This window comes from Ruegeria sp. AI3 (genome assembly GCF_056541245.1).
Genome location: NZ_JBQFYA010000013.1, coordinates 55997 through 80737, shown reverse-complemented (window position 1 = coordinate 80737; position 24741 = coordinate 55997). Strand labels below are relative to the sequence as shown.

At 56.8% G+C, this 24741-nt stretch carries 30 protein-coding genes; 14 read left to right on the top strand and 16 right to left on the bottom strand.

What is annotated here, in order from left to right; genetic code table 11:
• Nucleotides 1-8: 8 nt before the first annotated feature.
• The gene (gene hrcA / locus ACRZ95_RS18320; protein ID WP_170470711.1) at nucleotides 9-1073 is read right to left on the bottom strand and encodes a heat-inducible transcriptional repressor HrcA; all 1065 of its coding nucleotides are present in this window, start codon (nucleotides 1071-1073) and stop codon (nucleotides 9-11) included.
• A 112-nt stretch (nucleotides 1074-1185) separates the two neighbouring features.
• Between hrcA and rph the strand changes: the two genes are divergently transcribed.
• The 4 genes from rph to ACRZ95_RS18300 are packed head-to-tail and all read left to right on the top strand — an operon-like array spanning nucleotide 1186 to nucleotide 4011.
• The gene (gene rph / locus ACRZ95_RS18315; protein WP_170680649.1) at nucleotides 1186-1899 is read left to right on the top strand and encodes a ribonuclease PH; all 714 of its coding nucleotides are present in this window, start codon (nucleotides 1186-1188) and stop codon (nucleotides 1897-1899) included.
• Entirely contained in the window at nucleotides 1896-2510 is a 615-nt protein-coding gene (gene rdgB / locus ACRZ95_RS18310; protein ID WP_170680647.1) for an RdgB/HAM1 family non-canonical purine NTP pyrophosphatase, read from the top strand. The genes rph and rdgB overlap by 4 nt, the downstream gene beginning before the upstream one ends.
• A complete protein-coding gene (gene hemW, locus ACRZ95_RS18305; RefSeq protein ID WP_170680643.1) occupies nucleotides 2500-3654 on the top strand; it encodes a radical SAM family heme chaperone HemW in 1155 nt (384 codons plus the stop codon). Before rdgB ends, hemW begins: the two co-directional genes overlap by 11 nt.
• Nucleotides 3655-3657: 3 nt before the next feature.
• Nucleotides 3658-4011 carry a YbaN family protein gene (locus ACRZ95_RS18300; RefSeq protein ID WP_170660972.1) on the top strand — a complete coding sequence of 118 codons (354 nt, stop codon included), beginning with the start codon at nucleotides 3658-3660 and terminating at the stop codon, nucleotides 4009-4011.
• Here ACRZ95_RS18300 and ACRZ95_RS18295 read toward each other — a convergent pair.
• The 7 genes from ACRZ95_RS18295 to ACRZ95_RS18265 form a co-directional block, all read right to left on the bottom strand.
• Nucleotides 4001-4897 carry a ParB/RepB/Spo0J family partition protein gene (locus tag ACRZ95_RS18295; RefSeq protein WP_170680640.1) on the bottom strand — a complete coding sequence of 299 codons (897 nt, stop codon included), beginning with the start codon at nucleotides 4895-4897 and terminating at the stop codon, nucleotides 4001-4003. The two genes, ACRZ95_RS18300 and ACRZ95_RS18295, sit on opposite strands and share 11 nt — an antisense overlap.
• Before the next feature lie 20 nt (nucleotides 4898-4917).
• Nucleotides 4918-5721: a ParA family protein gene (locus ACRZ95_RS18290; protein ID WP_170380205.1), complete on the bottom strand. Its 804-nt coding sequence runs from the start codon at nucleotides 5719-5721 to the stop codon at nucleotides 4918-4920.
• Nucleotides 5714-6325 (bottom strand): 16S rRNA (guanine(527)-N(7))-methyltransferase RsmG, encoded by a 612-nt coding sequence (gene rsmG / locus ACRZ95_RS18285; RefSeq protein WP_170680637.1) that lies wholly within the window; start codon nucleotides 6323-6325, stop codon nucleotides 5714-5716. Before rsmG ends, ACRZ95_RS18290 begins: the two co-directional genes overlap by 8 nt.
• Nucleotides 6322-8190, bottom strand: coding sequence for a tRNA uridine-5-carboxymethylaminomethyl(34) synthesis enzyme MnmG (gene mnmG / locus ACRZ95_RS18280; RefSeq protein WP_170680634.1), 1869 nt, complete (start codon nucleotides 8188-8190; stop codon nucleotides 6322-6324). The genes rsmG and mnmG overlap by 4 nt, the downstream gene beginning before the upstream one ends.
• Before the next feature lie 12 nt (nucleotides 8191-8202).
• A complete protein-coding gene (gene mnmE, locus ACRZ95_RS18275; RefSeq protein ID WP_170680631.1) occupies nucleotides 8203-9489 on the bottom strand; it encodes a tRNA uridine-5-carboxymethylaminomethyl(34) synthesis GTPase MnmE in 1287 nt (428 codons plus the stop codon).
• A 30-nt stretch (nucleotides 9490-9519) separates the two neighbouring features.
• A complete protein-coding gene (gene rho / locus ACRZ95_RS18270) occupies nucleotides 9520-10791 on the bottom strand; it encodes a transcription termination factor Rho (RefSeq protein ID WP_170680628.1) in 1272 nt (423 codons plus the stop codon).
• A gap of 135 nt (nucleotides 10792-10926) precedes the next feature.
• A complete protein-coding gene (locus ACRZ95_RS18265) occupies nucleotides 10927-11376 on the bottom strand; it encodes a CopD family protein (RefSeq protein WP_170680625.1) in 450 nt (149 codons plus the stop codon).
• Between the two features lie 404 nt (nucleotides 11377-11780).
• Here ACRZ95_RS18265 and ACRZ95_RS18260 point away from each other — a divergent pair, with 404 nt between their 5' ends.
• From ACRZ95_RS18260 to dnaQ, 4 genes are read left to right on the top strand one after another with little or no spacing between them, the layout of a single operon-like run.
• Nucleotides 11781-12380, top strand: coding sequence for a nucleoside triphosphate pyrophosphatase (locus ACRZ95_RS18260; protein ID WP_170680621.1), 600 nt, complete (start codon nucleotides 11781-11783; stop codon nucleotides 12378-12380).
• Nucleotides 12377-13210 carry a shikimate dehydrogenase gene (locus tag ACRZ95_RS18255; RefSeq protein WP_170680618.1) on the top strand — a complete coding sequence of 278 codons (834 nt, stop codon included), beginning with the start codon at nucleotides 12377-12379 and terminating at the stop codon, nucleotides 13208-13210. The genes ACRZ95_RS18260 and ACRZ95_RS18255 overlap by 4 nt, the downstream gene beginning before the upstream one ends.
• On the top strand, nucleotides 13207-13800 hold the full coding sequence (gene coaE, locus ACRZ95_RS18250) for a dephospho-CoA kinase (RefSeq protein WP_170680615.1): 594 nt from the start codon (nucleotides 13207-13209) through the stop codon (nucleotides 13798-13800). The genes ACRZ95_RS18255 and coaE overlap by 4 nt, the downstream gene beginning before the upstream one ends.
• Nucleotides 13793-14515, top strand: a complete 723-nt coding sequence (gene dnaQ, locus ACRZ95_RS18245; RefSeq protein ID WP_170680613.1) for a DNA polymerase III subunit epsilon — start codon at nucleotides 13793-13795, stop codon at nucleotides 14513-14515. Before coaE ends, dnaQ begins: the two co-directional genes overlap by 8 nt.
• A gap of 25 nt (nucleotides 14516-14540) precedes the next feature.
• Here dnaQ and secB read toward each other — a convergent pair whose 3' ends face one another.
• Together secB and ACRZ95_RS18235 are read right to left on the bottom strand one after the other, a co-directional pair.
• A complete protein-coding gene (gene secB, locus ACRZ95_RS18240) occupies nucleotides 14541-15050 on the bottom strand; it encodes a protein-export chaperone SecB (protein WP_170380195.1) in 510 nt (169 codons plus the stop codon).
• Between the two features lie 54 nt (nucleotides 15051-15104).
• Entirely contained in the window at nucleotides 15105-15605 is a 501-nt protein-coding gene (locus tag ACRZ95_RS18235; RefSeq protein WP_170680610.1) for an FxsA family protein, read from the bottom strand.
• 108 nt (nucleotides 15606-15713) lie between these two features.
• On the opposite strand from ACRZ95_RS18235, the gene ACRZ95_RS18230 reads away from it, so the two are divergent.
• From ACRZ95_RS18230 to ACRZ95_RS18220, 3 genes are read left to right on the top strand one after another with little or no spacing between them, the layout of a single operon-like run.
• Nucleotides 15714-16373 (top strand): Tim44/TimA family putative adaptor protein, encoded by a 660-nt coding sequence (locus ACRZ95_RS18230; protein WP_170380193.1) that lies wholly within the window; start codon nucleotides 15714-15716, stop codon nucleotides 16371-16373.
• A complete protein-coding gene (gene mltA, locus ACRZ95_RS18225) occupies nucleotides 16370-17407 on the top strand; it encodes a murein transglycosylase A (protein ID WP_170680607.1) in 1038 nt (345 codons plus the stop codon). The genes ACRZ95_RS18230 and mltA overlap by 4 nt, the downstream gene beginning before the upstream one ends.
• Nucleotides 17407-17994 carry a Smr/MutS family protein gene (locus tag ACRZ95_RS18220; RefSeq protein ID WP_170680606.1) on the top strand — a complete coding sequence of 196 codons (588 nt, stop codon included), beginning with the start codon at nucleotides 17407-17409 and terminating at the stop codon, nucleotides 17992-17994. Before mltA ends, ACRZ95_RS18220 begins: the two co-directional genes overlap by 1 nt.
• Before the next feature lie 52 nt (nucleotides 17995-18046).
• On the opposite strand, the gene ACRZ95_RS18215 is transcribed toward ACRZ95_RS18220, so the two are convergent.
• Nucleotides 18047-19075, bottom strand: coding sequence for an alpha/beta hydrolase (locus ACRZ95_RS18215; RefSeq protein ID WP_480555348.1), 1029 nt, complete (start codon nucleotides 19073-19075; stop codon nucleotides 18047-18049).
• A gap of 181 nt (nucleotides 19076-19256) precedes the next feature.
• On the bottom strand, nucleotides 19257-20564 hold the full coding sequence (hslU, locus tag ACRZ95_RS18210; RefSeq protein ID WP_170680602.1) for an ATP-dependent protease ATPase subunit HslU: 1308 nt from the start codon (nucleotides 20562-20564) through the stop codon (nucleotides 19257-19259).
• Nucleotides 20565-20767: 203 nt separating this feature from the next.
• Between hslU and ACRZ95_RS18205 the strand changes: the two genes are divergently transcribed.
• Together ACRZ95_RS18205 and ACRZ95_RS18200 are read left to right on the top strand one after the other, a co-directional pair.
• Complete coding sequence (locus tag ACRZ95_RS18205; RefSeq protein WP_480555346.1) at nucleotides 20768-21166, top strand: DM13 domain-containing protein; 399 nt, start codon at nucleotides 20768-20770, stop codon at nucleotides 21164-21166.
• Nucleotides 21167-21271: 105 nt separating this feature from the next.
• A complete protein-coding gene (locus ACRZ95_RS18200; protein ID WP_170680600.1) occupies nucleotides 21272-22513 on the top strand; it encodes an MFS transporter in 1242 nt (413 codons plus the stop codon).
• Between the two features lie 95 nt (nucleotides 22514-22608).
• On the opposite strand, the gene hslV is transcribed toward ACRZ95_RS18200, so the two are convergent.
• Complete coding sequence (hslV, locus tag ACRZ95_RS18195) at nucleotides 22609-23160, bottom strand: ATP-dependent protease subunit HslV (protein WP_170462831.1); 552 nt, start codon at nucleotides 23158-23160, stop codon at nucleotides 22609-22611.
• Between the two features lie 197 nt (nucleotides 23161-23357).
• On the opposite strand from hslV, the gene ACRZ95_RS18190 reads away from it, so the two are divergent.
• A complete protein-coding gene (locus ACRZ95_RS18190) occupies nucleotides 23358-23552 on the top strand; it encodes a DUF1127 domain-containing protein (RefSeq protein WP_170380185.1) in 195 nt (64 codons plus the stop codon).
• A 57-nt stretch (nucleotides 23553-23609) separates the two neighbouring features.
• Here the strand turns inward: ACRZ95_RS18190 and ACRZ95_RS18185 are convergent, their stop codons facing one another.
• The 3 genes from ACRZ95_RS18185 to trxA form a co-directional block, all read right to left on the bottom strand.
• Nucleotides 23610-23972 (bottom strand): Lin0512 family protein, encoded by a 363-nt coding sequence (locus ACRZ95_RS18185; protein ID WP_170680598.1) that lies wholly within the window; start codon nucleotides 23970-23972, stop codon nucleotides 23610-23612.
• The gene (locus ACRZ95_RS18180; RefSeq protein WP_170680596.1) at nucleotides 23969-24319 is read right to left on the bottom strand and encodes a Lin0512 family protein; all 351 of its coding nucleotides are present in this window, start codon (nucleotides 24317-24319) and stop codon (nucleotides 23969-23971) included. The genes ACRZ95_RS18185 and ACRZ95_RS18180 overlap by 4 nt, the downstream gene beginning before the upstream one ends.
• A gap of 80 nt (nucleotides 24320-24399) precedes the next feature.
• Nucleotides 24400-24720, bottom strand: coding sequence for a thioredoxin (trxA, locus tag ACRZ95_RS18175; protein ID WP_050604667.1), 321 nt, complete (start codon nucleotides 24718-24720; stop codon nucleotides 24400-24402).
• Between the last annotated feature and the right edge of the window lie 21 nt (nucleotides 24721-24741).

The following is a 24741-nucleotide window of genomic DNA, read 5'->3' as shown; positions in this document are numbered from 1 at the left end:
CTTACCCTCTAGCTCCGGTCGGATATCAGCTTGCCGACCAGTTGCGCCGTATAATCCACGATCGGTACGATCCGTCCATAATTCAAACGAGTGGGCCCGATGACCCCAACCGCACCAATTATCTTACGATCAGCGTTCATATAAGGAGACACCACCAAAGAGGAACCCGAAAGTGAGAAAAGTTTGTTCTCGGAGCCAATAAAAATGCGTACACCCTCGCCTTCCTCGGTCAATTCAAGGAATTCGGCAATGTCGCGCTTGCGTTCCAGATCATCGAACAAGGTGCGAATGCGGTCCAACTCCTCAGCCTCACCCGAATCTGCAAGAAGATTCGCCCGACCACGCACGATCAGACGGGCCGAGTCGCTTCCATCCCCGTCCCAGGCCGCAATCCCGCTTTCCACCATCTCTCGGGCCAGTACGTCGATCTCTTGCCGACGCGCATCAATCTGCGACAGCATCTGACGGCGCACTTCGCTCAGGGTTCGCCCCTCGATCAGCGCATTCAGGAAATTTGCGGCCTCTCGCATCGAACTGGGCGTCTGACCCGGTGGCGGTGTGAACAGCCGATTTTCGACATGCCCATCCGAGAAAACCAGAACCACCAGCGCTCGGTCATGCGCCAATGAGACAAACTCGATATGCTTGATCTCGGCCTCGTGTTTTGGCGTCAGAACCAGTGACGCGCCATGTGTCACGTGTGACAAGGCCGAGCCCACGCGATCCAGCATTCCGCCAACATCGCCTGCGTTAGAGCCTAAAGTCTCGTCCAGTTTTTGCCGATCGTCGGCGCCCAGATCGCCGACTTCAAGCAAACCGTCCACGAACATCCGCAGCCCCTGCTGCGTCGGAATTCGCCCTGCAGACACGTGAGGGCTGTCCAGCAGACCCAGAAACTCAAGATCCTGCATCACATTGCGCACGGTTGCGGCACTGACTTTTTCGGAAAGGGTCCGTGTCAGGGTGCGGCTTCCCACCGGCTCACCGCTTTCCAGATAGCTTTCGACGATCAGCCGAAACACCTCACGCGACCGGTCGTTCATCTCTGACAGAATTCTGCTGGCTTCGCTCATTCTCGGTCCCCTGCTGGACTGCCATTAAATCGCAGGTAAATGAAAGGTCAATCGGGGTTGCATCGTAATGCCGCAGGACGTTATCCCCAACCCAGCAAACAAAGGAATTCCCATGCGACCCTCAGGACGTGATCTAAACGAAATGCGCGCCGTTTCAATCGAGACGGGCTTCACCAAACATGCCGAAGGGTCTTGCCTGATCAAGATGGGCGACACCCATGTGCTGTGCACCGCTACGATCGAGGATCGCGTGCCGCCCTTCATCAAGGGTTCGGGCCTGGGTTGGGTGACTGCCGAGTACGGCATGCTGCCCCGCGCAACCAACACCCGGATGCGGCGTGAGGCGTCTTCGGGCAAACAAGGCGGTCGTACCGTAGAAATCCAGCGCCTGATTGGCCGCGCCCTGCGTGCCGGTGTCGACCGGGTTGCATTGGGTGAGCGTCAGATCACCGTCGACTGCGATGTCATCCAGGCGGATGGCGGCACCCGCTGCGCCTCGATCACCGGTGGCTGGGTGGCGCTGCGTCTGGCCGTGAACAAGTTGATGAAAGCGGGTGACGTGATCTCAGATCCCTTAGTAGACCCTGTTGCAGCCGTTTCTTGCGGCATCTACGCGGGTCAGCCGGTTCTGGACCTCGACTACCCCGAAGACAGCGAGGCGGGCGTGGATGGCAACTTCATCATGACCGGCTCGGGCAAACTAATCGAAGTACAGATGAGCGCCGAAGGCTCGGTCTTCAGCCGCGCGCAGATGGATCAACTGATGGATCTGGCCGAAAAAGGTGTGGGTGAGCTGGCAGCCGCCCAAAAGGCCGCCACAGCATGACCCGCAAGTTCGACGGCGACAGGCTACTGGTCGCCACACACAACAAAGGCAAGCTTGAGGAGATGGCGCATCTCCTCAACCCCTTTGGCGTGACCGTGGTTGGCGCGGCAGAAATGAACCTGCCCGAACCGGACGAGACTGAAGATACCTTTGTCGGCAATGCCCGGATCAAAGCGCATGCTGCCGCCAAGGCCACCGGCCTGCCTGCCCTGTCGGACGATTCCGGGATCACCATCGACGCGCTGGACGGTGCGCCGGGCGTCTATACGGCCGATTGGGCCGAAACCGACAATGGCCGCGATTTCATGATGGCCATGACCCGTGCCAATAACGAACTAGAGGCCAAGAACGCCCCTCACCCGCGCACCGCGCAGTTCCGCTGCACATTGGTTCTGGCCTGGCCCGACGGTCATGACGAAGTGTTCGAAGGCATTGCACCCGGTCATCTCGTCTGGCCAATCCGAGGTAAGGACGGCTTCGGGTATGACCCTATGTTTGTCCCCGAAGGTCACGACATTACCTTTGCCGAGATGGATCGTTGGGAAAAGAACAAGATCAGCCATCGCGGTCGCGCGGTAGAGATGTTCGTGAAGGGCTGCTTTGGCGGATGATTGGCGCAACGGGGGCTTTGGCCTGTATGTGCATTGGCCCTTTTGCGAGGCCAAGTGCCCCTATTGCGATTTCAACAGCCATGTTTCTAAAAATATTGACCAAAAACAATGGCTTGATGCTTATCTAGCCGAACTACGCCGATCAGCCAGTGAAACGCCCGACAGGGTTCTAAACACGATCTTCTTTGGCGGTGGCACTCCGTCACTGATGAACCCCGACACCGTTGCAGCCGTCATTGACGAAGCCCGCAACCTCTGGCGGCCCGCCAACGACATGGAAATATCGCTCGAGGCCAACCCCGGTTCGGTCGAGGCCGGGCGCTTTGCGGCCTATCGTGACGCTGGCGTCAATCGGATTTCGATGGGTGTGCAGGCGCTGAACGATGAAGACCTCCGCCGCTTGGGTCGCATCCATACGGTCGCCGAAGCACGCGCCGCCTTCGACATCGCCCGCACCTGTTTCGACCGCGTGAGCTTTGATTTGATCTACGCGCGCCAACATCAAACCCTTGAAGCTTGGCAGGCCGAGTTGACCGAGGCCCTGTCTATGGCCGTTGATCACCTGTCGCTCTATCAACTGACCATCGAAGAAGGCACCGCCTTTGGGGATCGCTACGCGGTCGGAAAATTGCGCGGTTTGCCCGAGGATGACCACGCCGCCGATATGTATCTGGCCACGCAAGAGATCTGCGAGGCGCACGGCCTACCAGCCTATGAAGTCTCCAACCATGCCCGCCCCGGCGCCGAGTCGCAGCACAACAAGATCTATTGGCGCTACGGCGACTATATTGGGATCGGACCTGGCGCGCATGGTCGTGTCACTTTGAACAGGCGTAAATTCGCGACGGAGACCCATTTGTCGCCAAATACTTGGCTAAAGGCGGTTTCCAACGGATCCGGAGAAAGTGATCGAACTGAGGTTCTTCCAGTCGAACAGGCAGCTGAATACCTTATGATGTGTATCCGACTCACTAAAGGCCTAGATATGGAGAGGTTTAGCGCTCTCTCCGGGCACCCTCTTCCCAATGACAAACTCGTCTCTCTGTCTGACCTTGGCATGATCGAGCTGTCAGACACGCGCCTAAGGGCAACCAAAGACGGGCGTGCCGTTCTGAACGCGGTCATCCGCGAGTTGTTGGAGTAACCGATGCAGTACCTCTGGGCCGGTCTTGGTTTGCTCTGCGTCGCGCTCGCCATGGTCGGAGTTGTCTTGCCGCTTCTCCCAACCGTTCCCTTTCTGCTGTTGGCCGCGTTTTTCTTTGCCCGCTCATCGTCCCGGCTACACAATTGGCTTCTAACACATCAGGTGTTTGGTCCGATGATTATCGATTGGCAAAGCTCCGGCGCGATCCGCCCGAGCGCAAAAAAGGCGGCCACCGTGTCGGTCGCCGCCGTATTTGGCATCTCGGTTCTGCTGTCTTTACCGTCCTACGTCCTGATTATTCAGGCCGTGGTTCTGAGCGGCGTCATGATCTTTATCTGGACCCGCCCTAACGGCTGAGCTTAGCGCAAAGATCGTCCAACTGATCCAGGTTTTCATAGGTCAACACAACCTGACCCGTTTCCGTCCCCGCCTTGTGGTTGATTGCAACCCTCATAGCCAAGATGGCTGAGAGGTCTTTCTCCAATGCGCGGGTATCTGCATCTTTGCCTGCATTCAGATCCCGAGACCTCGGTGCGGGACGATCTCCTGTATCCTGCTGTTGCTTTTTCACCAGGGCTTCTGTGGCTCGTACCGAAAGCCCCTCTTTCACGACCTGTTTGGCCAGTTCCGATGGATTCTCGGCCGTGATCAAAGCCCTTGCATGGCCAGCGGATAATTTCCCTTCTATCACAAGGGCTTGCACATCCATTGGTAGAGACAAAAGCCGCAAGAGGTTAGCGATATGGCTGCGACTTTTACCCAAAGCCTCGGCCAGTTTCTCCTGCGTGTGGCCGAAACGATCCATGAGCTGCTTGTAACCAGCCGCTTCTTCGACGGAATTGAGGTCCGCCCGTTGGATATTCTCGATAATCGCGACTTCCAGAACTTCAGTATCATCAAAGTCACGAATAATAACTGGAATATCATGCAGTTGCGCCATTTGCGCGGCGCGCCAACGGCGTTCCCCGGCAACGATTTCATACTCTCCGGCACCGATCGAGCGCACGATCAATGGTTGGATGATTCCCTTTTCCTTGACCGAGGATGCCAACTCATCCAACTGCTCCGCCTGGAAAGTCCGGCGCGGCTGGTTCGGGTTTGCTTTCAGCTTTTCGATGGGTACCGTCATATCCGGGCGGCGCGGCTCGACGGGTGAGCGTCCATCGGTTTCCTGCGTAACATCCGCCATAAGGGCCGAAAGACCACGACCAAGACCCCTGGGTTTCGCTTTTTTGGCGCTCATGTCGCCCTCCTCATTGTCGCTTAAGCGGCGACTTTGTTGTTCTTGTGCATGACTTCGCGGGCCAGATGTCGATATGCCATCGCCCCAAGCGAGCCCGAGTCATATTGCAAAACCGGCAACGCGTAAGACGGTGCCTCACTGACCCGCACATTTCTGGGTATCTTGGTCTTAAAAACCATCTCACCCAAATTGTCACGTGCGTCTTTTTCGACCTGACGGGACAAGTTGTTGCGGTTGTCATACATAGTCAACACAATCCCTTCGATTCTCAGATCTGGATTCGCAGTTTGGCGGACCTCTCGGATCGTCAGCATCAGCTGAGACAAACCCTCCAGAGCAAAGAATTCACTCTGCAATGGAACAAGAACCGAATGCGAGGCTACCATCGCGTTCACCGTCAGCAGGTTCAAGGACGGAGGGCAGTCAATCAATACAAAATCCAGCTCAAACCCATCTATTGAGGTTTGTCGCAACGCGTCATGCAACAAGTAGCTGCGTTTTTCGTTTGAAATGAGTTCGATATCCGCCGAACTCAAATCGACAGTGGCCGGAATGACGAAAAGACCACCTATTTCTGTCTCTTGTATGACCGCCTCTAGCGGTGCGTCGTCCAAAATAAGATCATACGTGGTCCAATCCCGGTCTTCGACACCCAATCCAGTCGACGCATTGCCCTGCGGATCGAGATCAACAACCAGAACCCGACAGCCGGCTTCGGCCAGACCCGCAGCCAGATTTATCGCCGTCGTAGTTTTCCCAACTCCGCCCTTCTGATTGGCAACCGCAATTATCCGGGGCCCTGAAGGACGAGAAAGATCAACCACGAGATACTCCTTTGATTTTAAGGATTACGGCTTGGGGCTCTGTTAAACTTGTAATCGGCTCAACATCGAATTTCCATTCTTCCTGAGCCTCTGACAGTTCTTTTTTCCAGTTCGCGCCTTTCGGCAACAAAGCAGTGCCGTTATCGCTTAAATGCCTGTCACAAAAGGACAATAATGTGCGCAGATCTGCCAAAGCACGGGCCGATAGAATATCCGCTTCAAGTGGCTCAACGGATTCGATTCGCTTTGAGATGACCTGACACGTCACCCCGCATTCGCGAGCAACGTTCCTCAGGAATGCTGATTTTCTCTGATCACTTTCAACAAATTGGAAACGGGTGTTTGGCGACTCTTCCAGTGCCATAATCGCACACACCATCCCCGGAAATCCGCCTCCAGTTCCGATATCAACCCAGGTATCTGCGGCCATTGCACATCGGAATACCTGGACGGAATCCAGAATATGTCGATCCCAGATATCCTCCAGACTGTTCCTTGAGACTAGATTGATCTTGGGATTCCAACGCTTCAGCAGCTCCACATACGTATCCAGCCGGTCGAATGTTTCACGTGAAACATCGAACTTGGAAAATTCAGGCTTCATGCTTGTTTAACTTTTTGATCGCGCCGAAGTTTTGCCAAAAGCAAGGTCAAGGCCGCGGGTGTAACGCCTTCTACCCTACTGGCCTGAGCAATATTTCCGGGTTTTGTCTGAGACAGCTTTTGCTTCATTTCAGATGAAAGGCCATCTAAAGCAAAATAGTCGAAATCCCTGGGAATCTGATAGGATTCATCCCTCTTCATCGCTTCGACATCCCGCTGCTGCCGTGCGATGTAGTTTGCGTAAAGCGCATCCCTAGCGACCTGAAGCCGGATATCTGGCGTCACCATATCCAGCTCGGGTAACAAGGGCAGCAGGTCCTCAAAAGCCACATCCGGAAAAGCCAGAATCGCCATGCCATCACGCCTATTGCCGTCCTGATTAACGTTGATGCCAGCGGCCAAAACCTCTTTTGGCGTATAGGTTTTTTCGCTCAAAAGCGATTTCGCGTCGCTCAATTGATCCATCTTTTCTGTGAAAGCTTGTCGACGCCTGCTTCCAACGCAACTCAACTGCAATCCGATAGGCGTCAAACGCTGATCAGCATTATCTGCTCGAAGCGACAATCTGAATTCAGCGCGAGAGGTGAACATTCGATACGGTTCAGCAACGCCTCGGGTGGTAAGATCATCTATCATGACACCGATATAGCTATCGGCGCGGGTGAAATGGACCGGGTCTTTACCTTGAACAGCCAAAGCCGCATTGAGACCAGCAACCATACCCTGAGCGGCAGCTTCCTCATATCCTGTGGTTCCGTTGATCTGACCCGCTAAATATAAGCCTGGAATCTCGGGCAAGGCCAAAGTCGCTGATAGGACACGGGGGTCTATATAGTCGTACTCGATGGCGTAACCGGGTTGAAGAATATCAGCATTCTCCAGACCTTTTATCGAACGAACATATTGTAGCTGCACATCCTGCGGCAGAGACGTTGAAATACCGTTGGGGTAAATCGTGTGATCATTCACCCCTTCGGGTTCAAGAAAGATCTGATGCGAGTCTTTCTCTGCAAACCGAACAATCTTGTCTTCGATCGACGGGCAATATCTTGGGCCAACGCCATCTATATGCCCACCATACATCGCTGACTTGCTTAGGTTCTTTTCAATTATTTCATGTGTCTGAGCGTTCGTATGGGTAATCCCACACGAAATCTGCGGCGCAACAACTGAAGTCGACAGGAACGAGAACAAGGTTGGTTCGTCGTCACCGTCCTGACGTTCCAACCCTGACCAATCTATGGTACGTCCATCTAGCCTCGGTGGGGTTCCCGTTTTCAAACGTCCCGTCGGAAGATCATATGCGTCCAAACGTTCCGCCAGCCTCACGGAAGGGCGATCTCCCATGCGACCTCCGGGTCGTGAGACGTCTCCGATGTGAATCACGCCTCGAAGGAACGTGCCGGAAGTAAGAATGACCGACTTTGCCGAGATTTCTGATCCGTCGCCCAACCTAACGCCTGCTACTCGATCCTGATTCATCAGAAAGTCTACGACTTCGCCAACAATAACTGACAGGTTCCCTTGCCTATCCGTTACCTTTTGCATCGCTGCTCGGTAAAGCGACCTGTCCGCTTGCGTCCTTGGGCCTTGAACCGCTGGCCCTTTTCGGCGGTTTAGTAGCCGGAACTGGATCCCTGCTTGGTCTGCAACACGTCCCATGACGCCGTCCAAAGCATCTATCTCGCGAACCAAGTGGCCTTTACCCAATCCTCCGATTGCAGGATTGCACGACATCACACCGATATCTGCTGCAGATAGCGTGACCAATGCTGTCGAAACGCCCATTCTGGCCGCAGCATGTGCAGCCTCGGTGCCCGCGTGCCCCGCGCCAATGACGACTACATCGAAGTCTGAATGTTTCACGTGAAACACTCCTTATTTTCCCAGACAGAAGCTCGAGAATATTTCATCTAACAGATCCTCGACACCTATTCTGCCCACCAAAGATTCAAGTGCGCGGATCGCAGTGCGCATCTCTTCTGCTGCTATATCATACAGGTCTGGACCTGATTCCAGAACCGACATTGCCGCAGTCAGAGCGTCCAGTGCTTTAGTCAATGCAATGCGATGGCGTTCTCGTGTCGCTATACCATGGCTAGTGGTACGATTACTCAGCACACGCGATATGTTGGATATCAGCTGATCAATCCCCTGACCCGTTTTCCCGGAAACACCACCGACTTGGGGACTACGAAGATCCGCTTTCGGTGCCACCTGAATATCATCCGGCTGAATATCTACACCAAGATGCAACGGTTCGTCAGACAGGAACACACGCAGATCGGCAGCTTCAGCGCGTTTCTTAGCCAATGCGATACCAAGGCTTTCAACGTGGTCGTCCGTATCCCGCAGCCCTGCCGTGTCCAGTAGTGTCACTGGGAGTCCTGCCAGATCCATTCGAACTTCGATGACGTCCCGCGTTGTCCCCGCATATTCTGATGTAATTGCAGCGTCTCGCCCTGCCAAAGCATTCAGCAAGGTAGACTTGCCCGCGTTGGGAAGGCCGACGATTGCAACTTCAAAGCCGGTTCGGATGCGTTCCGCGATCTGAACGCCATCTGCTTCGCGCTTCAAATCCGCCATGACGCCGGAGATCAGCTCGCGCACCTCGGGGGTGACATCTGTCGGAACCTCTTCATCGGCAAAGTCGATCACGGCCTCCAACAGAGAGGCAGCTCGGATCAGGTCCCTCCTCCATCGCTCGGCAAGGTTTCCCAACTCACCAGCGAGGATCGTTTGCGCCTGTTTCCGTTGGGCTTCCGTCTCAGCGTCGATCAAATCGGCAAGGCCTTCGACCTGGGCCAAATCCATCTTGCCGTTTTCCAACGCGCGGCGGGTGAACTCTCCCGGATCGGCAAGGCGCAGACCGTCCGTTTCCGACAAGCAGCGCATGACAGCATTAACCGAGGCCGTACTTCCGTGAATCTGCAACTCAGCTACATCTTCACCGGTAAAGCTAGCCGGAGCCTTGAAGGTCAGCACCAGACCATCATCCAGACGAGCACCGTCAGCATCCCGCAAAACCCGCAGAGACATCCCACGCGCCGGAAGCGCGCCGCCAGTCATCCCAGCCGCGGCACTATGCGCGTCAGGACCAGAGAGGCGGATGACCGCCACCCCTGCTTTGCCTTGCGCGCTGGCCAAGGCGAATATCGTATCCATTCGAAGGCCTCGCGTCAGTTAAGACCTGTGTCAGGTGTTCATCGAATCGAAGAACTCGCCGTTTGTCTTCGTCTGTTTCAACTTGGACAACAGGAACTCGATTGCATCGGTGGTCCCCATCGGGTTGAGGATACGGCGCAGAACGAAGGTCTTGGCCAGATCGCCCTTGTCCACCAGCAGGTCCTCTTTCCGAGTACCGGACTTGAGGATGTCGATGGCCGGGAACACGCGCTTGTCTGCGATCTTCCGATCCAGAACGATTTCCGAGTTACCCGTGCCTTTGAATTCTTCGAAGATGACTTCGTCCATCCGGCTGCCGGTATCGATCAGCGCGGTGGCGATGATGGTCAGCGAGCCACCCTCTTCGATGTTCCGCGCCGCACCAAAGAACCGCTTGGGCCGTTGCAGAGCATTCGCGTCCACACCACCGGTTAGAACTTTACCCGAGGATGGGACCACAGTGTTAAATGCTCTACCAAGTCTTGTGATCGAGTCGAGGAGAATAACAACATCTCGTTTATGTTCAACCAAACGCTTGGCTTTTTCGATCACCATCTCGGACACGGCGACGTGGCGCGTTGCAGGTTCATCGAAGGTCGAGGACACGACCTCACCCTTCACCGAGCGCTGCATGTCGGTCACCTCTTCCGGGCGTTCGTCGATCAGCAGGACGATCAAGTAGCACTCCGGGTGGTTCTGTTCGATCGAGTGCGCGATATTCTGCAGGATCACCGTCTTACCGGTCCGCGGAGGTGCCACGATCAGCGACCGCTGGCCTTTACCGATGGGTGAGACCAGGTCGATCACACGGGCCGACTTGTCCTTGATGGTCGGGTCCTCTATCTCCATTTTCAGACGCTCATCCGGGTAGAGCGGCGTCAGGTTGTCGAAGAGGATTTTGTGCTTCGCCTTCTCAGGATCTTCAAAGTTGATCTTGGTGACCTTGGTCAGCGCAAAATACCGCTCGCTATCGTCGGGCGCTTTGATTTCGCCTTCAACGGTGTCACCAGTGCGCAGCGAGTGCTGACGGATCATGTCAGGCGAGACATAGATGTCGTCCGGACCCGGCAGATAGTTCGCCTCAGGCGAGCGCAGGAAGCCGAAGCCGTCTTGCAGGACCTCAAGAACGCCATCACCGCCGACGGTCCAGCCCTCATCCGCGCGTTCGCGCAGGATCTGGAACATCATTTCGCCCTTACGCATGGTCGAGGCGTTTTCGATCTCCAGCTCTTCGGCCATCGCCAGAAGGTCTTTGGGGCTTTTGGCTTTCAGATCGGCCAGATTCAGGGAGTCATTGGACATGATGCATACCTTCACCGCGGACTGCGGTTCGAAGTGGAATTTCAGTACGGAAAAGACGCCGCCCGGACGGGCGTGTTGACCCCTACATAGTTGCGTCGATCTACGGAGTCAAACAGGCCCTTGCTGGAATGGTCCTCAGAACTTCAGAATGACCGCCAGAACGATGATAACCATCAGAACGGTCGGCACCTCGTTCATCATGCGATACTGCCGCCCAGTGAGCTTATTTCGCCCCTCAGCGAATTCCTTGCGGCGGGCCAACAACCAATGATGAAACCAGGTCATACCAATCACGGCTGCACCCTTGAGCCAGGGCCATGCAAAATCCCAGCCGACGATGCCCGGTGTGAACACCATGATCAGACCACAAACCCATGCCACGATCATCGCAGGGCGCATGATCACGCGCAGCAGCTTCTCTTCCATTTCAAAGAAGATGGTCTCAGCTCCATTAACCGCTTGCGCTTTTTCTACGTGATAGACGAACAGACGGGGAAGGTAGAACAATCCTGCCATCCACGAAATCACGGCCATGATATGAAGGGACTTCACCCACGGGTAAATCGTGAAAAGAAGATCAGTCATCTTGGCTCCAGGTGCTTCTCGGAACTCTCCCTAATAAAAAAAAAAGAAAGAAGAAAGGAAGATGGTTTTGTAGGGTGGGTAAAATCCGTGGATTACTTTTTTACCCATTGGTTTTCCCCAGGTGGACAGTTTTGCACGAGATTTGAGTGATTCTGTGAATTTCAAAAATAATCAAACTAAAACATATAGTTAGTTCTGAATTCCGAGGATGCATCTGGGGATAACACCTTGAATAAATCCAGATGTCCCGGTTATCCGCTGTTTCCTAGTTATCCTTACCCCGGCTGGATGATGTTTGAGCGACTCAGGGAAGTTTTTTGCGAAATTCCCGGGCTTGCGTGTCAATCTGAAAACCATACAAAGCGTCCAAGACCGCTCAACGATTTGCCCACGGGGTTGTCCACATGTCTGTCCCCATCGTCCTGGCCTCAGGATCCTCCATTCGCGCGCAGTTGCTGGAAAATGCAGGCGTGCCTTTCTCTGTTCAGATCGCGCGCGTGGACGAGGATAACATAAAGCGTGCCTTATTGGCCGAGGGCGCCTCGCCGCGTGATATTGCCGATGCGCTGGCCGAAATGAAAGCGCGCAAGGTGAGTGACAAGACGCCCGGAGCGATGGTGCTGGGTTGCGATCAGGTTCTGGATTTCGACGGGCAGCTGCTGTCGAAGCCTCAGACGCCTGAGGATGCCTTTGCTCAGTTAAAGATGATGCGGGGCAAGCGGCACATGTTGCTGTCCGCAGCGGTGATTTATCAGGATGGTGAGCCGATCTGGCGCCATGTCGGTCAGGTGCGCCTAAGGATGCGGATGAGCTCGGACGCATATCTGCGTGACTATGTCGACCGTAATTGGGACAGCATCCGCCACGCGGTTGGTGCATATAAGCTTGAGGAAGAAGGCGTGCGCCTGTTCGCCACCATTGACGGTGACTACTTTAACGTTTTGGGTATGCCACTGTTAGAGCTGCTCAACTATCTGGCTGTCAAAGGGGTGATTGATCAATGACGGACCACAAGATTCCTCTGGCCGGAGTGATCGGGCACCCGGTGGGCCATTCCCGCTCGCCCAAATTGCATGGGCATTGGCTGAAGACCTACGGGCTGGAGGGGCACTACGTCCCCATGGACGTCGCCCCGGCTGATCTTGAGGCCGTCCTGCGCACCCTGCCCAAGGCCGGTTTTGTGGGAACAAACGTGACGGTACCGCATAAAGAGGCTGCCTTGCGTATTGCAGACCACGTCTCGGACCGGGCGACCGTGATCGGGGCCGCGAATACACTGGTTTTCCGCGAGGATGGCTCGATCCACGCCGATAACACCGATGGGTATGGGTTCATGGAGAACCTGCGTGCCGGCGCACCGGATTGGAACGCCAAGGATGGCCCCGCCGTCGTCTTTGGCGCGGGCGGAGCGGCGCGCGCCGTGTTGCAGGCGCTCGCGGATGAAGGCGTGCCCGAGATCCTGCTGACCAACCGCACCCGCACCCGTGCCGATCATCTGAAAGAAGAATTCGGCCAGCGCATTACCGTTGTGGATTGGGTACAGGCTGGCAACGTGATCGAAAACGCCGAGCTTGTGGTCAACACGACCTCGCTGGGCATGCAGGGCCAGCCCGAGCTGCGGGTGCCATTGGATGGGTTGCAGCCAGGCGTCGTGGTGACCGATCTTGTCTACGCGCCGCTCAAGACCAACCTTTTGGAAACGGCGGAAGAGGCCGGATGCACCGTGGTCGATGGGCTGGGCATGTTACTGCATCAGGCAGTTCCGGGCTTTGAACGTTGGTTCGGCGTGCGCCCCGAGGTCAATGATGATTTGCGCGTGGCCGTACTGGCATGAGGTTTGCGCTTGGCCTGACAGGCTCGATCGGGATGGGCAAAAGCACCACGGCGCGGATGTTCGTCGATGAAGGCTGCGCGCTTTGGGATGCGGATGCGGCAGTACATCGTCTCTATTCTAAAGGTGGCGCGGCGGTTGGGCCAATGGGTGAGGGTTTTCCCTCGGCTATCGTAGAGGGCGCAGTCAGCCGCGAGGCATTGAAACGGATTATCTCAGAAGACAGGTCTGCGTTGAAACGGATCGAAGGGATCGTTCACCCTCTGGTCGCTGCAGATCGCGCGGCATTTCGCGAAAGCGCCTCGGCCGATATTTTGGTGTTCGACATCCCTCTTCTGTTCGAAACTGGCGGTGAGGCCGCGATGGATGCGGTCGCCTGCGTTCGGATATCTCCTGACGAACAAAAACGCCGCGTGATGGAACGCGGCACGATGTCCGAGGCTCAGTTCGAACAGATCCGCGCCAAGCAAATGCCGAATGACGAGAAATGCGCGCGCTCGGACTATGTGATCGACACCGACACACTGGACCATGCCCGCGCGCAGGTGCAGGATGTGATCAGACAGGTACGGGCGGGGATGGCTGATGCGTGAGATTGTACTCGATACCGAAACCACGGGCTTTGATCCTGAAAGCGGTGACCGGATTGTCGAGATCGGCGCGGTTGAGTTGTGGAACCATGTCGCCACGGGCGAGACCTATCATGTCTATATCAACCCCGAACGCGGCATGCCGGAAGAGGCATTTGGCGTACATGGTATTGGTCCCGACCTGCTGGAAACCCCGCGCCCGCCCGAAAAAGGCGAGGTGACGCTGAAAGACAAACCGGTCTTTGCCAAGGTCGGTCAGGGATTTCGCGAGTTTATTGGCGACGCGAAACTGGTGATCCACAACGCCTCCTTCGATATGAAGTTCCTGAACGCCGAGCTGAAATGGATGGGCCTGCCGCCGATCCCGATGGATCAGGCGCTCGATACGCTCGCCATTGCGCGCAAACGGTTTCCGGGCTCTCCGGCATCGTTGGATGCGCTGTGCCGGCGGTTCAATATCGACAACTCGAACCGAGTGCTGCACGGCGCGCTTTTGGACTCCGAGATTCTGGCCGAGGTCTATCTGGAGCTGATCGGCGGACGCCAACCGGATTTCGGCCTTTCCGCCTCAGCCGCGTCCGGCACGGGTGGGGCAGATGACTGGCGTCCGACACCGCGCACAACGCCTCTGCCATCCCGGATCACCGAGGATGAGCGCGCAGCGCATGAGGCATTTGTCGAGAAACTGGGCGAAAGCGCCCTGTGGACCCGCGCCTGATCCGGTCAGGCACGGGTCAAGGGATTTAGGCGTCGGTCTGCTCGGCCTGTTCCGCCTGAGCGGCCTGACGGCGCATTAGCTCGTTGCGGTAAAGTGCAACGAAATCAATGTTGTCCAGGTTCACCGGCGGATAGCCACCATCGCGGGTAACGTCGCTTACGATGCGGCGCAGGAACGGGAATAGCATGCGCGGGCATTCGATCATCAGGAACGGGTGCAGCTGATCTTCTGGCACGCCTTCCACGTGGAACAGCCCGCAATAGTCCAGCTCGCACAGGAACAGGACATCGTCCATGCCTTTGGCTTTCGAGGTCAGCTTCAGCTTGATTGAAACTTCGTACTGATGCTCGACCTGACGCTTTTTCGCGTCCAGGTTCACCTGAACCTGAATCTCGGGCTGTACGTCACCGGACACGCCTTTTTGCGCCATGACGTTTTCAAAGGACATATCGCGAATGAACTGTCCCAGAACGCGCATCTGAACCTGAGGGGCGGCTTGGGCCGCAGTGTTTTCTGCAGCGTTTTCTTCGGCCATGGATCTACTCCAAAAATGAAATTCGACACTGCTTAGCAAGTTGCGCGCGGCACCTCAATGCTGGTGGGGACCTTCCACCCATTTTGACGGTTTCGAGGGGTCCTTGCGCGGGCGCACCTCGGTAAACTCGCCGTCAATCACGTCGTCCTGATCAAACGGTTCGCGCGGCTGTTGAAAGCCCGCGCCCTGCCCCATCTGGAACTGGGTCACGGTCACTTTGGTCTTCAGATAGCGGAAAACGGCGATCCGCACGCTGGGGATTAACAGTGCAAACCCGACAGCATCGGTGAAAAAGCCAGGTGTCAGCAACAGCGCGCCGGACAAAAGGATCATTGCGCCATGGACCAAAGGCTCGGTTGGGTCGTCCAGAGTGGCGAAGGATTGCTGCAATTGCCCCAGCGCCATGCGACCTTGTGTCCGCACCAATGTGGTGCCCAGAACCGCTGTCAGAACCACGATGGCAAGGGTTGGCCACAGGCCGATCAGACCGCCAACCTGGATGAACAGGGCGATCTCGAGGATCGGAACCAATAAAAATGCCAAGAACAGGTACATTTGCGTTATCCTTTACCTATGGCCGAACTGTGGACTTGCCACCAACTGTCACCTACATAGTGGCAGGAGGCCGCGTACACAAAGTCTCGGTTCTGAAAAGAGGATGAAATGAACGAACCCATGATCCAGCTGCTGGTACTGGCCGGAATTGCCGTTTTCCTGATCCTGCGTTTGAAAAGCGTGTTGGGAACGCGTGAAGGTTTCGAAAAACCCCCTGTTCCGCATCAGCCCGATGCGGGTGCGTCCCGTCGTGATTTCGAGGTGATCGAAGGCGGTCCGGATCATGACATCACAGACCACGTCCCCGAAGACAGCGAGCAAGCACAGACCCTGGCTGCGATGAAGCGGGTTGAGCCCAGCTTCTCGGTCAGTGAATTTGTTCAGGGCGCCCGTGGTGCCTATGAGATGATCGTGATGGGTTTTGAGAAGGGCAATTTGGACGAGATCCAGCCCTTCCTTGCCGAAGACGTGTTCGAAACCTTTGTCTCAGTCGTATCCGCGCGTGAAGATCAAGGCCTGACGATCGAGGCTGAGTTCATCGGCGTGCGCGAAACCACCCTGACCGATGTCTCCTTTGACAAAGACACCAACGAGGCCGAAATCACCATGAAGTTCATTGGTGAGCTGACCTCGGTTGTGCGGGATCGTGGTGGTGACATCATCGAAGGCAACCCGAATACCGTGAAACGCCAAAAGGACAGCTGGACCTTTGCCCGCGTGATGGGCAAGGACGATCCAAACTGGCTGCTTGTTGCCACGGACGCATGATTGCCACGCTCCGGTCGCTTATTCTGGTGGGTGCGATGACCACTGCCAGCGCCGCCGGAGCCGAGGCGACGCGATCCGTTCTGTCGTTTGACGACTTGCAGGGCTGGGCCGAGGATGACCACGGCGCGGCCCTTTCCGTTTTTCTGAACACTTGCGGCGATCTGAACGACCCGGATTGGCGTGCGCTTTGCGGTGTCGCCCGGACCTATGAGGGGGATGCCGCGCGGTCTTTCTTTGAACTCTTCTTCCGGCCCGTTTTGGTCGAAGATGGTAAGGACGGTCTTTTTACCGGGTATTTTGAGCCAGAGCTTGACGGCTCCAGAACCCGGACGGATCGTTTCAAGTATCCGATCTACAAGATGCCGCCCGAGGCGCGGGACGGGCCGTGGCTCAGCCGGCGCGAGATCCTGACCAGCGACGTGATGCAGGGCCGCGGGCTTGAGATCGCCTGGGTCGATGACCCGGTTGAGCTGTTCTTTCTGCAAATTCAGGGCTCTGGCCGGGTGCGACTGCCGGACGGCGGTGCCTTGCGTGTGGGATATGGTGGCGCGAACGGGCAGCCCTACCGTTCCATCGGGGTTGAGCTGGTCCGGCGCGGCGCTTTGGGTGCCCATGCGGTCAGCGCGCAGATGATCCAGGCCTGGGTACGCAAGAACCCCGAAGCTGGGGCAGAGCTCTTGTTTCACAACCCTTCATACGTGTTCTTCCGCGAGGTGAGCCGCGTCGCGCCAGAACTGGGGCCTTTGGGTGCAATGAACCGCTCAATCACGACCATGCGCAGCATCGCGGCCGATCCTGCCTATACGCCGCTCGGTGCTCCAGTCTGGGTTGAGAAAGACGGCAAGAAGCCCTTGCGCCGCCTGATGATCGCGCAGGATACCGGCGCGGCGATCAAGGGTGCGCAGCGGGCCGATATCTTCTTTGGAACGGGTGACGATGCCGGGCAAGCTGCCGGCCGCTTGAAGGACCCCGGTCGCATGGTTGTGCTGCTGCCGATTCAGCGTGCCTTTGCCATGGCGACGGATGACTACTGATGACCCGGCGCAAACTGACCAGCGATGAGATCGAGCTGTGGCGCAAGGTCGCCAAACAGGCTGAGCGGCTGCACCCTGAGATCCCTCAGACCGTGCATCCGACAACTCTGCCCAAACCCACGCCCAAGAAACTACCAAAACCCCGGATTGAAGCGTTTGAGCTGGGGCAGAACAAACCTCCCAAGCCTTCTTCCAACCGTTTGAAACCGTCGATCACCGAGGCGCTGCGCGCTGCCCCCGTTCAGATGGACACCAAGGCCTTTGGCCGCATGAAGCGTGGCAAGCTCAAACCCGAGGGCAAGCTGGACCTGCACGGGATGCGGATAGACACCGCGCATCCGGCACTTGTGCGATTTGTGCTTACAGCGCAGGCGCAGGGTAAACGTCTGGTTCTGGTGATCACTGGCAAGGGAAAAGACCGTGATGAGCCAGGCCCGATCCCGACCCCGCGCGGTGTGTTGCGCAATCAGGTGCCGCATTGGCTTTCGATCCCGCCTCTGGCGCAAGCGGTGATGCAGGTGACACCTGCGCATATCAGTCACGGTGGGGATGGTGCCTACTATGTCTATCTGAGACGGGTCCGCTAGGCTCGGCCCGCCGACAGAGAAGGTTTGAGACCCTCCAGCAAGCCCTAGACACCTACTGAGTAGCGACCTGCGCCTGCCCGGTCTCAGACAGAACAACCTCGGTCGCACCCGAGGGGTTGCGTTGACTGTTCGGGATCAAATAATCGATGCCCCGGCGTCGATTTCCAAGGGTGTTTCCAACACGCCGGGCCGAACTGAGCAGCGACAGCAAGGCGGGTGAGGTTGCAGCAACGAAATGTGATGACTCGGCATCGCTGTTGAAAGCGGTCGCGTCAATCACTTCGATCGGATAGTCGGCCAGCGCCTCGATGGTGCTGATATTACCCAGCCGTTCACTCCCCGGTGTACCGCGAATCCGGGCCGAGATATTCAGGATCTTGTCCTTTTGCGATACCATCACGACAAAGGGATCGGGCGGAGTTTTGATGCTGTCCATTTGCGAACGAAACACGTCAATATCCAGATCGGGCGAGATCAGGAACACGCCATCAAGGTTGCGCCGTGACCAGCCGGGGGACCGAAGCTCGGCCTGACGCATCATCTCCATCGACAGGGCACCGCCCATAGAGTGGGCGACCAGCACAACCCGTTTCACGCCGATGGATTTCAGATCCCGGATTGTCTTCTCTAACCCGTCGCGGGCAAACAACATGCTGTCCAGATCATAGGCATACCCTGCCCCGCGCGCCTGACTGGGCCAGGAGTAAATCAGGACCGATCCGGGAATATCAAGATCATGCGCCAACTGCGCCGCGCGAAACGCGGTCTCGGTATGGGTCGAGTTATACCCGTGCACGAAGATCGACACATCATCTTCTCCGCGCAGCTGGTTTGCCAACTCACGCGGGCCGGACAGGTCCGTGGTGTTGGCCAAAACAAACTGCTTTTCCGGATTGGGGTTTGCGTAAGAAAACTCCAACGTGCCTGGCGTGTGGTTTGGCGGGATTGAGACCGTCATTTTGTGGTACTGAACCCGCTCACCCCGGTCGGCGTTAAACGTTCCGTCGGGGTTCCGCCCCCGGGTTGTGGCCGCGTAGACGGTTTCTGCGGATCCCACATTCAACGCGGACGGCACTGTCACCTGCGCAGTTCTGTCGACGCAAGCGCTCAGTGTAGCAACAGCAAGAAAGGCAATACTCAAACGCAACACGGCTCAACCCTCAAAGAAACAGAGTTTGAGTCACGGTTACCAGTTTCTGGTGCGAGGTCCAGCCGGAACGAAAATTCGCCGCCAAATCGGCGGCGAAATACAGCTGGATTTGTTACAATACGTAACGGCTGAGGTCGGTTGATTTCGTCAACTCACCCAGATTGTCATCCACGAATTGCGCGTTCACCGTGATCTCGGTCCCGGCCTGATCGGGCGCGGTGAACGAGAGTTCTTCAAACACACGCTCCATCACTGTGTAAAGCCGCCGGGCGCCGATGTTTTCAACGGTCTGGTTCACATCCGCAGCGATCTTGGCCAACGCCGCGATGCCGTCATCGGTGAAGCTGACGGTAACCTCTTCGGTGCCCATAAGGGCGCTGTATTGGAGGGTCAGCGCGTTGTCCGTTTCGGTCAGGATGCGGACGAAATCCTCTTCTGTCAGCGCGCGCAGCTCCACTCGGATCGGCAAACGGCCCTGGAGTTCCGGCAGCAGGTCCGAGGGTTTCGCGATGTGGAACGCACCCGAGGCAATAAACAGGATGTGGTCGGTTTTCACCGGGCCATGTTTGGTGGACACAGTGGTGCCCTCGATCAGAGGCAGAAGGTCGCGCTGGACCCCTTCCCGGCTGACATCGCCGCCGCGCGCGTCTGAGCGGGCGCAAACCTTGTCGATCTCGTCCAGAAACACGATGCCGTTCTGTTCGACCGACTCCAGCGCCACGCGGTTGACGGTTTCGTCGTCCAGCAGCTTGTCGGCCTCTTCCCCGATCAACAGGTCATAGCTTTCGGCCACGGTCACTTTCTTTTTCACCGTGCGGCCGCCAAACGCCTTGCCGAAGATATCGCCCAGATTCATCATGCCCATCTGGCTGCCGGGCTGGCCGGGTAGGTCGAACATTGGCATCGGGTTTGAGGTGTCAGACAGCTCCAGCTCGATCTCTGTGTCGTCCAACTCACCCGATTTTAACTTCTTGCGGAACATTTCACGGGTCGCTTCGCGGGCATCGGTGCCAGCAATGGCTTCGATCACGCGATCCTCGGCGGCCTGATGGGCGCGAGCCTTCACATCCTCACGCATGTATTCGCGGGTCTGAATGATCGCTGCGTCGGCCAGATCGCGCACGATCTGTTCCACGTCACGGCCGACATAGCCGACTTCAGTGAACTTGGTGGCCTCGACTTTGATGAAGGGCGCACGGGCCAGTTTGGCCAGACGGCGGCTGATCTCGGTTTTTCCGACGCCGGTGGGCCCGATCATCAGGATGTTCTTGGGGTAGACTTCATCCCGGATATCATCGGCCAACTGCTTGCGTCGCCAGCGGTTGCGCAAGGCCACGGCCACTGCGCGCTTGGCGTCTTTTTGCCCGATGATGAAGCGGTCCAGTTCCGAGACAATCTCGCGCGGGGTCAGGTCGGTCATATGTGTTTTATCCGTCTGTTTCGAAGCGGAACCTAATCATACGTCGCGAAAACACAAGCCGATCACGACAACATCACGACAACTCACAGAACACACACGGAATTTCGTGAGGATGTGAATCGCCATGCGAGGGCCGCGTACGGCATAAAAAATGGCGACGGGCAAACAGGCCCGTATCTATCTTATGGAGATACCTGATCATGATGACTCGTCGTTCTCTTTTCGTGAAAGCTGCTGCCACCGGCGCTGCCCTAACACTGGCCGGCACCACTGCTGCTGTGGCCGGTGGAGCCAAAAAGAAAGGCACGTTCGAGGGCCGCTCGAACCACATCACCACCGGTTCGGTAAAACTGGTCAAGGATGGCGACCGCTACATCGTTGAACTGGGCGAGGACTTTTCGCTGGACAACGGCCCCGACCCGCGCGTCGCATTTGGGAAAGACGGCACTTACGCCCCTGACAGCAAACTCGGGGCGCTGCTGCACCTTGCAGGTAAGCAATCCTATGCAGTCCCGCCGACCATGGATGTGTCGGGATACAACGAAGTATACATCTGGTGCGAGGTCGCCGGAGTACCTCTGGGCGTAGCATCGCTGAAGTAATCGCGCCGTCAGAGGTCGGGTTCTCCGGCCTCTGACACATCGTTAGGTAACGGCACAACTGTCTGTTACACTCGCCCCAAGTTATTGGAACCGGGGGCGTTTTTCATGACCAAGATTGCCAAGATCACCCTGCTGTTTGTGGTGTTTGTGGACCTGATCGGACAGGGGCTTGTCTTTCCGATCATCAACTCTCTGATCATGGAGACGAAATCCGGTTTTCTGCCTGAAGGCACACCCGACGGCCGTCGCCATTTCTACTATGGGCTGGTGATTGGGTGTTTCTTCCTGTCGTGGTTTCTGGGGGTCGTTTACGTCTCGAAAGTCTCGGATTCCATTGGGCGCAAGAACGCGCTTCTGGTCTGTCTGGGCGGAGCGTTGGCAGGCTACACGATTACGATCGCCTCGCTCTACCTCGATAGTCTGTTGCTGCTGATCCTGGGCCGGTCGATCACTGGTTTTACGGCTGGCAATCAGCCCATCGCTCAAGCGGCGATGATTGACGGTAGCACCGATGCTGCCGATCGTGACCGCAATATGGGGTATATCGTGACCGGCGTCAGCTTTGGCCTTGTCGGAGGGCCGATCATCGGCGCCGTCCTGTCGGACTCTGCCCTACTGGGCAGCTTTGCCACGCTGAGAACACCCTTCTACGGTGCCTTCGTTCTGGTGCTGATCGCCATTTTCCTCGTGCTGGCCTTCTTCAAGGACACCCGCAGCGAACGCGCGCCCTTTGTCTTTCGTCCGCGCGATATCACCGACAGCCTGATCGCTGTGCGCGGTCACCCGATGGTCCTGAAAATTCTGCCGGTCTACTCGTTCTTCATGATCGCCAACGTCACCTTTTATGTGTTCGTCGACAATTTCCTGACCAGCCGTTTCGGTTATGGCGTGATCGGAGGCAGTATGGCCATGGTCGTCATCGGCTTTGCGCTGGCCTTTTCCAGCACCTTCCTTGTGAAACCCGCGCAAGAGAGGTTCAGCAAGCACAAGATCATCTATGTCTCACTGATCACGATGGTGATCTGCGGGCTTGCGTTCGCCTTCAGCCCCAGCGGTGCGTTGAGTTACATTCCGGTTTTCTTCTTCTACTTCTTTTTCGGTGTTTCATACCCAACCCTTTTGGGTTTGTTTTCATCCAGCGTCAGTGAGGCGGATCAGGGTTGGGTCATGGGCGTGACCACCGCAGTCTTCTGCCTGGCCGGAGGGGTCATGTCTCTGATCGGCGGCGGGCTGATGAGCATCGACATCCGCGTGCCCTACTACATCGTGATCATCGCCGCGATCTTCGGCCTGATCGGAATGCACCGCCGCTGGAAAGGGAAAGAGATCAAGGCGCTGTTAGCTTGAGGCAGCTTTGCGTTTGATTTGAGTCGAAATACGCTGCTTTTCCCCTCGGTCGAGCGCGCATTTCGATACAGTGTTTTGGTGAAACGCAGAACGCCCTAGATCGTCTCGACCGTCAGATTGCCGTTGGTATAGACGCAGATGTCGGCAGCAATCGCCATGGCTTCACGTGCAACCGTTTCAGCGGGCTTGTCGCTGTCCATCATCGCGCGCGCAGCGGCGAGGGCAAAGTTTCCGCCCGATCCGATGGCGGCCACGTTGTGTTCCGGCTCCAACACGTCCCCTGCCCCGGTGATCACCAGCAGGTCCTTGCCATCGGTGACGATCAGCATCGCTTCGAGCTTTTGCAGGTATTTGTCGGTGCGCCAATCCTTGGCCAGCTCGACCGAGGCACGGGCCAGTTGGCCCGGGGTGGCCTCAAGCTTGGCCTCCAGCCGCTCGAGCAGAGTGAACGCATCCGCCGTCGATCCGGCAAAGCCTGCCACAACCTCGAATCCACCGGGTGACAGGCGGCGGACCTTGCGGGCGGTGCCCTTGATCACGGTCTGACCCAGGCTGACCTGTCCGTCCCCGGCAATCACCACCTGGCCGTCTTTCTTGACGCCAATGATCGTTGTGCCATGCCAACCGGGAAAATCGCTGTCTGCCATCAGGGCCTCCGTTCATCACTGGGACCCTATATGGGCCGGAGCCAGCGCCAACGCAACTGTTCACAAACTGCCCAAAAGATATGCAAGAAACGCAGATCGGGTCTACCAGACTGGCAATTGTGAGACTCAGACCCCTGCACTACATGAGGCTTACAACCGACATTGGGTCGGCTGTTTCAGTTTGAAGGACTGCGCAAATGGCAAATACTGCACAAAACACTGCGCCGCTCGGAGCAGCTACCATCCTGCACGTAGTGGACGCGTTCACTGTGGCTTTCGAAAAAGCGGTTGAGTGGAACGAAACTCGCAAGACACGCAAAGCGTTGTCGCAACTGAGCGACGCTCAGCTGGAAGATATCGGTCTGACCCGTAAAGACATCATCACCATCTGATCCGTTTCAGATCAGCCGTAGTAAAGATGAGCCGCTCGTCCGAGCGGCTTTTTCTTTTCAAACCAGCCTGTATTTGCCCGACATATCAGGCAGATAGGCCTCAACCGCTGCGGTTGCGATGACGTGGCGGGTGCCTGCATCACTGTCCTCGACGTCCAGCCCGCCCAACACAGCCCGTACCTCGGCCCTGCCCCGTGGCAAATCCTGCGCGACCAGATCGCAATCCACGGCCTCGGGCTGTTGCACCCCAATTGTCACCACGACGCGCATCTCTTTGTGGTCCACGCCTAAGCGCGAAAACAGAGTGATCGAGGAATGATGCAGCGCGTCCTGCACCGCCCGCCGTGCGGCTTTGGTGTAATCCTGACCATAGAGGTCATTGCCGGTGCCCATCTCAAGAATGATACGTTTTTCACTCATAGCGCGGGCTCCATGTCGAAAGAGACGATGATGGCGGCGTTTGCGATCACTGTGTGGCTATCGGCGTGCGGTTTTTCGATGTCTAGCCCACCGCGGGTGACCGTGATGTTCGGCTGACCGTATGGGAACACGGCCTTCAACGCCTCACGGTCCACTTTATCGGGTTGCTGCACGCCGATCTCGGCATCAATGATCATCGCCTCTTTGGGAAAATCGAACAGCTCAGCCATATTGACCGAATTGTGCCACAGCGCATCCTTGATCGCGCGCAAGGCGGCCTCGGTATAGTCCTCACGCCGCAGGGACGTGCCCATACCAAATTCCACAAGTACTCGTGTTTTTGCCATCAAAGCCCCATGGTCAAAAAAGGATCATAAAAAAGGCGCCCGGTTCGGGGCGCCTTTGGTCATTCGCATACCAATCCGGATCAGATGGATTCGTCGATCCAGCTTTGCAGCGCGGCTTTGGGTGCCGCGCCCGCGCGGTTCGAGACAACCTGACCGTCCTTGAAGATGAACAGTGCGGGGATGCCGCGCACGCCCATCGCAGCGGCTGCGTTCGGGTTGCTGTCCACGTCCACCTTGGCGATTTTCACCTTGTCGCCATACTCAGCGGCCAGTTCTTCCAGTGCGGGGCCGATCTGTTTGCAAGGACCACACCATTCCGCCCAGAAGTCCACAACCACGGGAACGGTCGAGTTCTTGACTTCGGCATCAAAGGTATCGTCGGTAACGGCAACGGTCGACATATTCTGTCTCCTGAATGGGGT

Coding starts and splice junctions, on each gene's coding strand:
- trxA (WP_050604667.1), bottom strand. CDS start 24,720: ATGTCGACCGTTGCCGTTACCGACGATACCTTTGATGCCGAAGTCAAG.
- ACRZ95_RS18200 (WP_170680600.1), top strand. CDS start 21,272: ATGACCAAGATTGCCAAGATCACCCTGCTGTTTGTGGTGTTTGTGGAC.
- hslV (WP_170462831.1), bottom strand. CDS start 23,160: ATGGCAGACAGCGATTTTCCCGGTTGGCATGGCACAACGATCATTGGC.
- ACRZ95_RS18230 (WP_170380193.1), top strand. CDS start 15,714: ATGAACGAACCCATGATCCAGCTGCTGGTACTGGCCGGAATTGCCGTT.
- ACRZ95_RS18260 (WP_170680621.1), top strand. CDS start 11,781: ATGTCTGTCCCCATCGTCCTGGCCTCAGGATCCTCCATTCGCGCGCAG.
- ACRZ95_RS18300 (WP_170660972.1), top strand. CDS start 3,658: ATGCAGTACCTCTGGGCCGGTCTTGGTTTGCTCTGCGTCGCGCTCGCC.
- mnmE (WP_170680631.1), bottom strand. CDS start 9,489: ATGGATACGATATTCGCCTTGGCCAGCGCGCAAGGCAAAGCAGGGGTG.
- ACRZ95_RS18180 (WP_170680596.1), bottom strand. CDS start 24,319: ATGGCAAAAACACGAGTACTTGTGGAATTTGGTATGGGCACGTCCCTG.
- ACRZ95_RS18255 (WP_170680618.1), top strand. CDS start 12,377: ATGACGGACCACAAGATTCCTCTGGCCGGAGTGATCGGGCACCCGGTG.
- ACRZ95_RS18190 (WP_170380185.1), top strand. CDS start 23,358: ATGGCAAATACTGCACAAAACACTGCGCCGCTCGGAGCAGCTACCATC.
- ACRZ95_RS18235 (WP_170680610.1), bottom strand. CDS start 15,605: ATGTACCTGTTCTTGGCATTTTTATTGGTTCCGATCCTCGAGATCGCC.
- secB (WP_170380195.1), bottom strand. CDS start 15,050: ATGGCCGAAGAAAACGCTGCAGAAAACACTGCGGCCCAAGCCGCCCCT.
- ACRZ95_RS18295 (WP_170680640.1), bottom strand. CDS start 4,897: ATGAGCGCCAAAAAAGCGAAACCCAGGGGTCTTGGTCGTGGTCTTTCG.
- ACRZ95_RS18265 (WP_170680625.1), bottom strand. CDS start 11,376: ATGACTGATCTTCTTTTCACGATTTACCCGTGGGTGAAGTCCCTTCAT.
- rho (WP_170680628.1), bottom strand. CDS start 10,791: ATGTCCAATGACTCCCTGAATCTGGCCGATCTGAAAGCCAAAAGCCCC.
- hrcA (WP_170470711.1), bottom strand. CDS start 1,073: ATGAGCGAAGCCAGCAGAATTCTGTCAGAGATGAACGACCGGTCGCGT.
- rsmG (WP_170680637.1), bottom strand. CDS start 6,325: ATGAAGCCTGAATTTTCCAAGTTCGATGTTTCACGTGAAACATTCGAC.
- dnaQ (WP_170680613.1), top strand. CDS start 13,793: ATGCGTGAGATTGTACTCGATACCGAAACCACGGGCTTTGATCCTGAA.
- rdgB (WP_170680647.1), top strand. CDS start 1,896: ATGACCCGCAAGTTCGACGGCGACAGGCTACTGGTCGCCACACACAAC.
- ACRZ95_RS18220 (WP_170680606.1), top strand. CDS start 17,407: ATGACCCGGCGCAAACTGACCAGCGATGAGATCGAGCTGTGGCGCAAG.
- coaE (WP_170680615.1), top strand. CDS start 13,207: ATGAGGTTTGCGCTTGGCCTGACAGGCTCGATCGGGATGGGCAAAAGC.
- ACRZ95_RS18185 (WP_170680598.1), bottom strand. CDS start 23,972: ATGAGTGAAAAACGTATCATTCTTGAGATGGGCACCGGCAATGACCTC.
- mltA (WP_170680607.1), top strand. CDS start 16,370: ATGATTGCCACGCTCCGGTCGCTTATTCTGGTGGGTGCGATGACCACT.
- hslU (WP_170680602.1), bottom strand. CDS start 20,564: ATGACCGACCTGACCCCGCGCGAGATTGTCTCGGAACTGGACCGCTTC.
- rph (WP_170680649.1), top strand. CDS start 1,186: ATGCGACCCTCAGGACGTGATCTAAACGAAATGCGCGCCGTTTCAATC.
- ACRZ95_RS18205 (WP_480555346.1), top strand. CDS start 20,768: ATGACTCGTCGTTCTCTTTTCGTGAAAGCTGCTGCCACCGGCGCTGCC.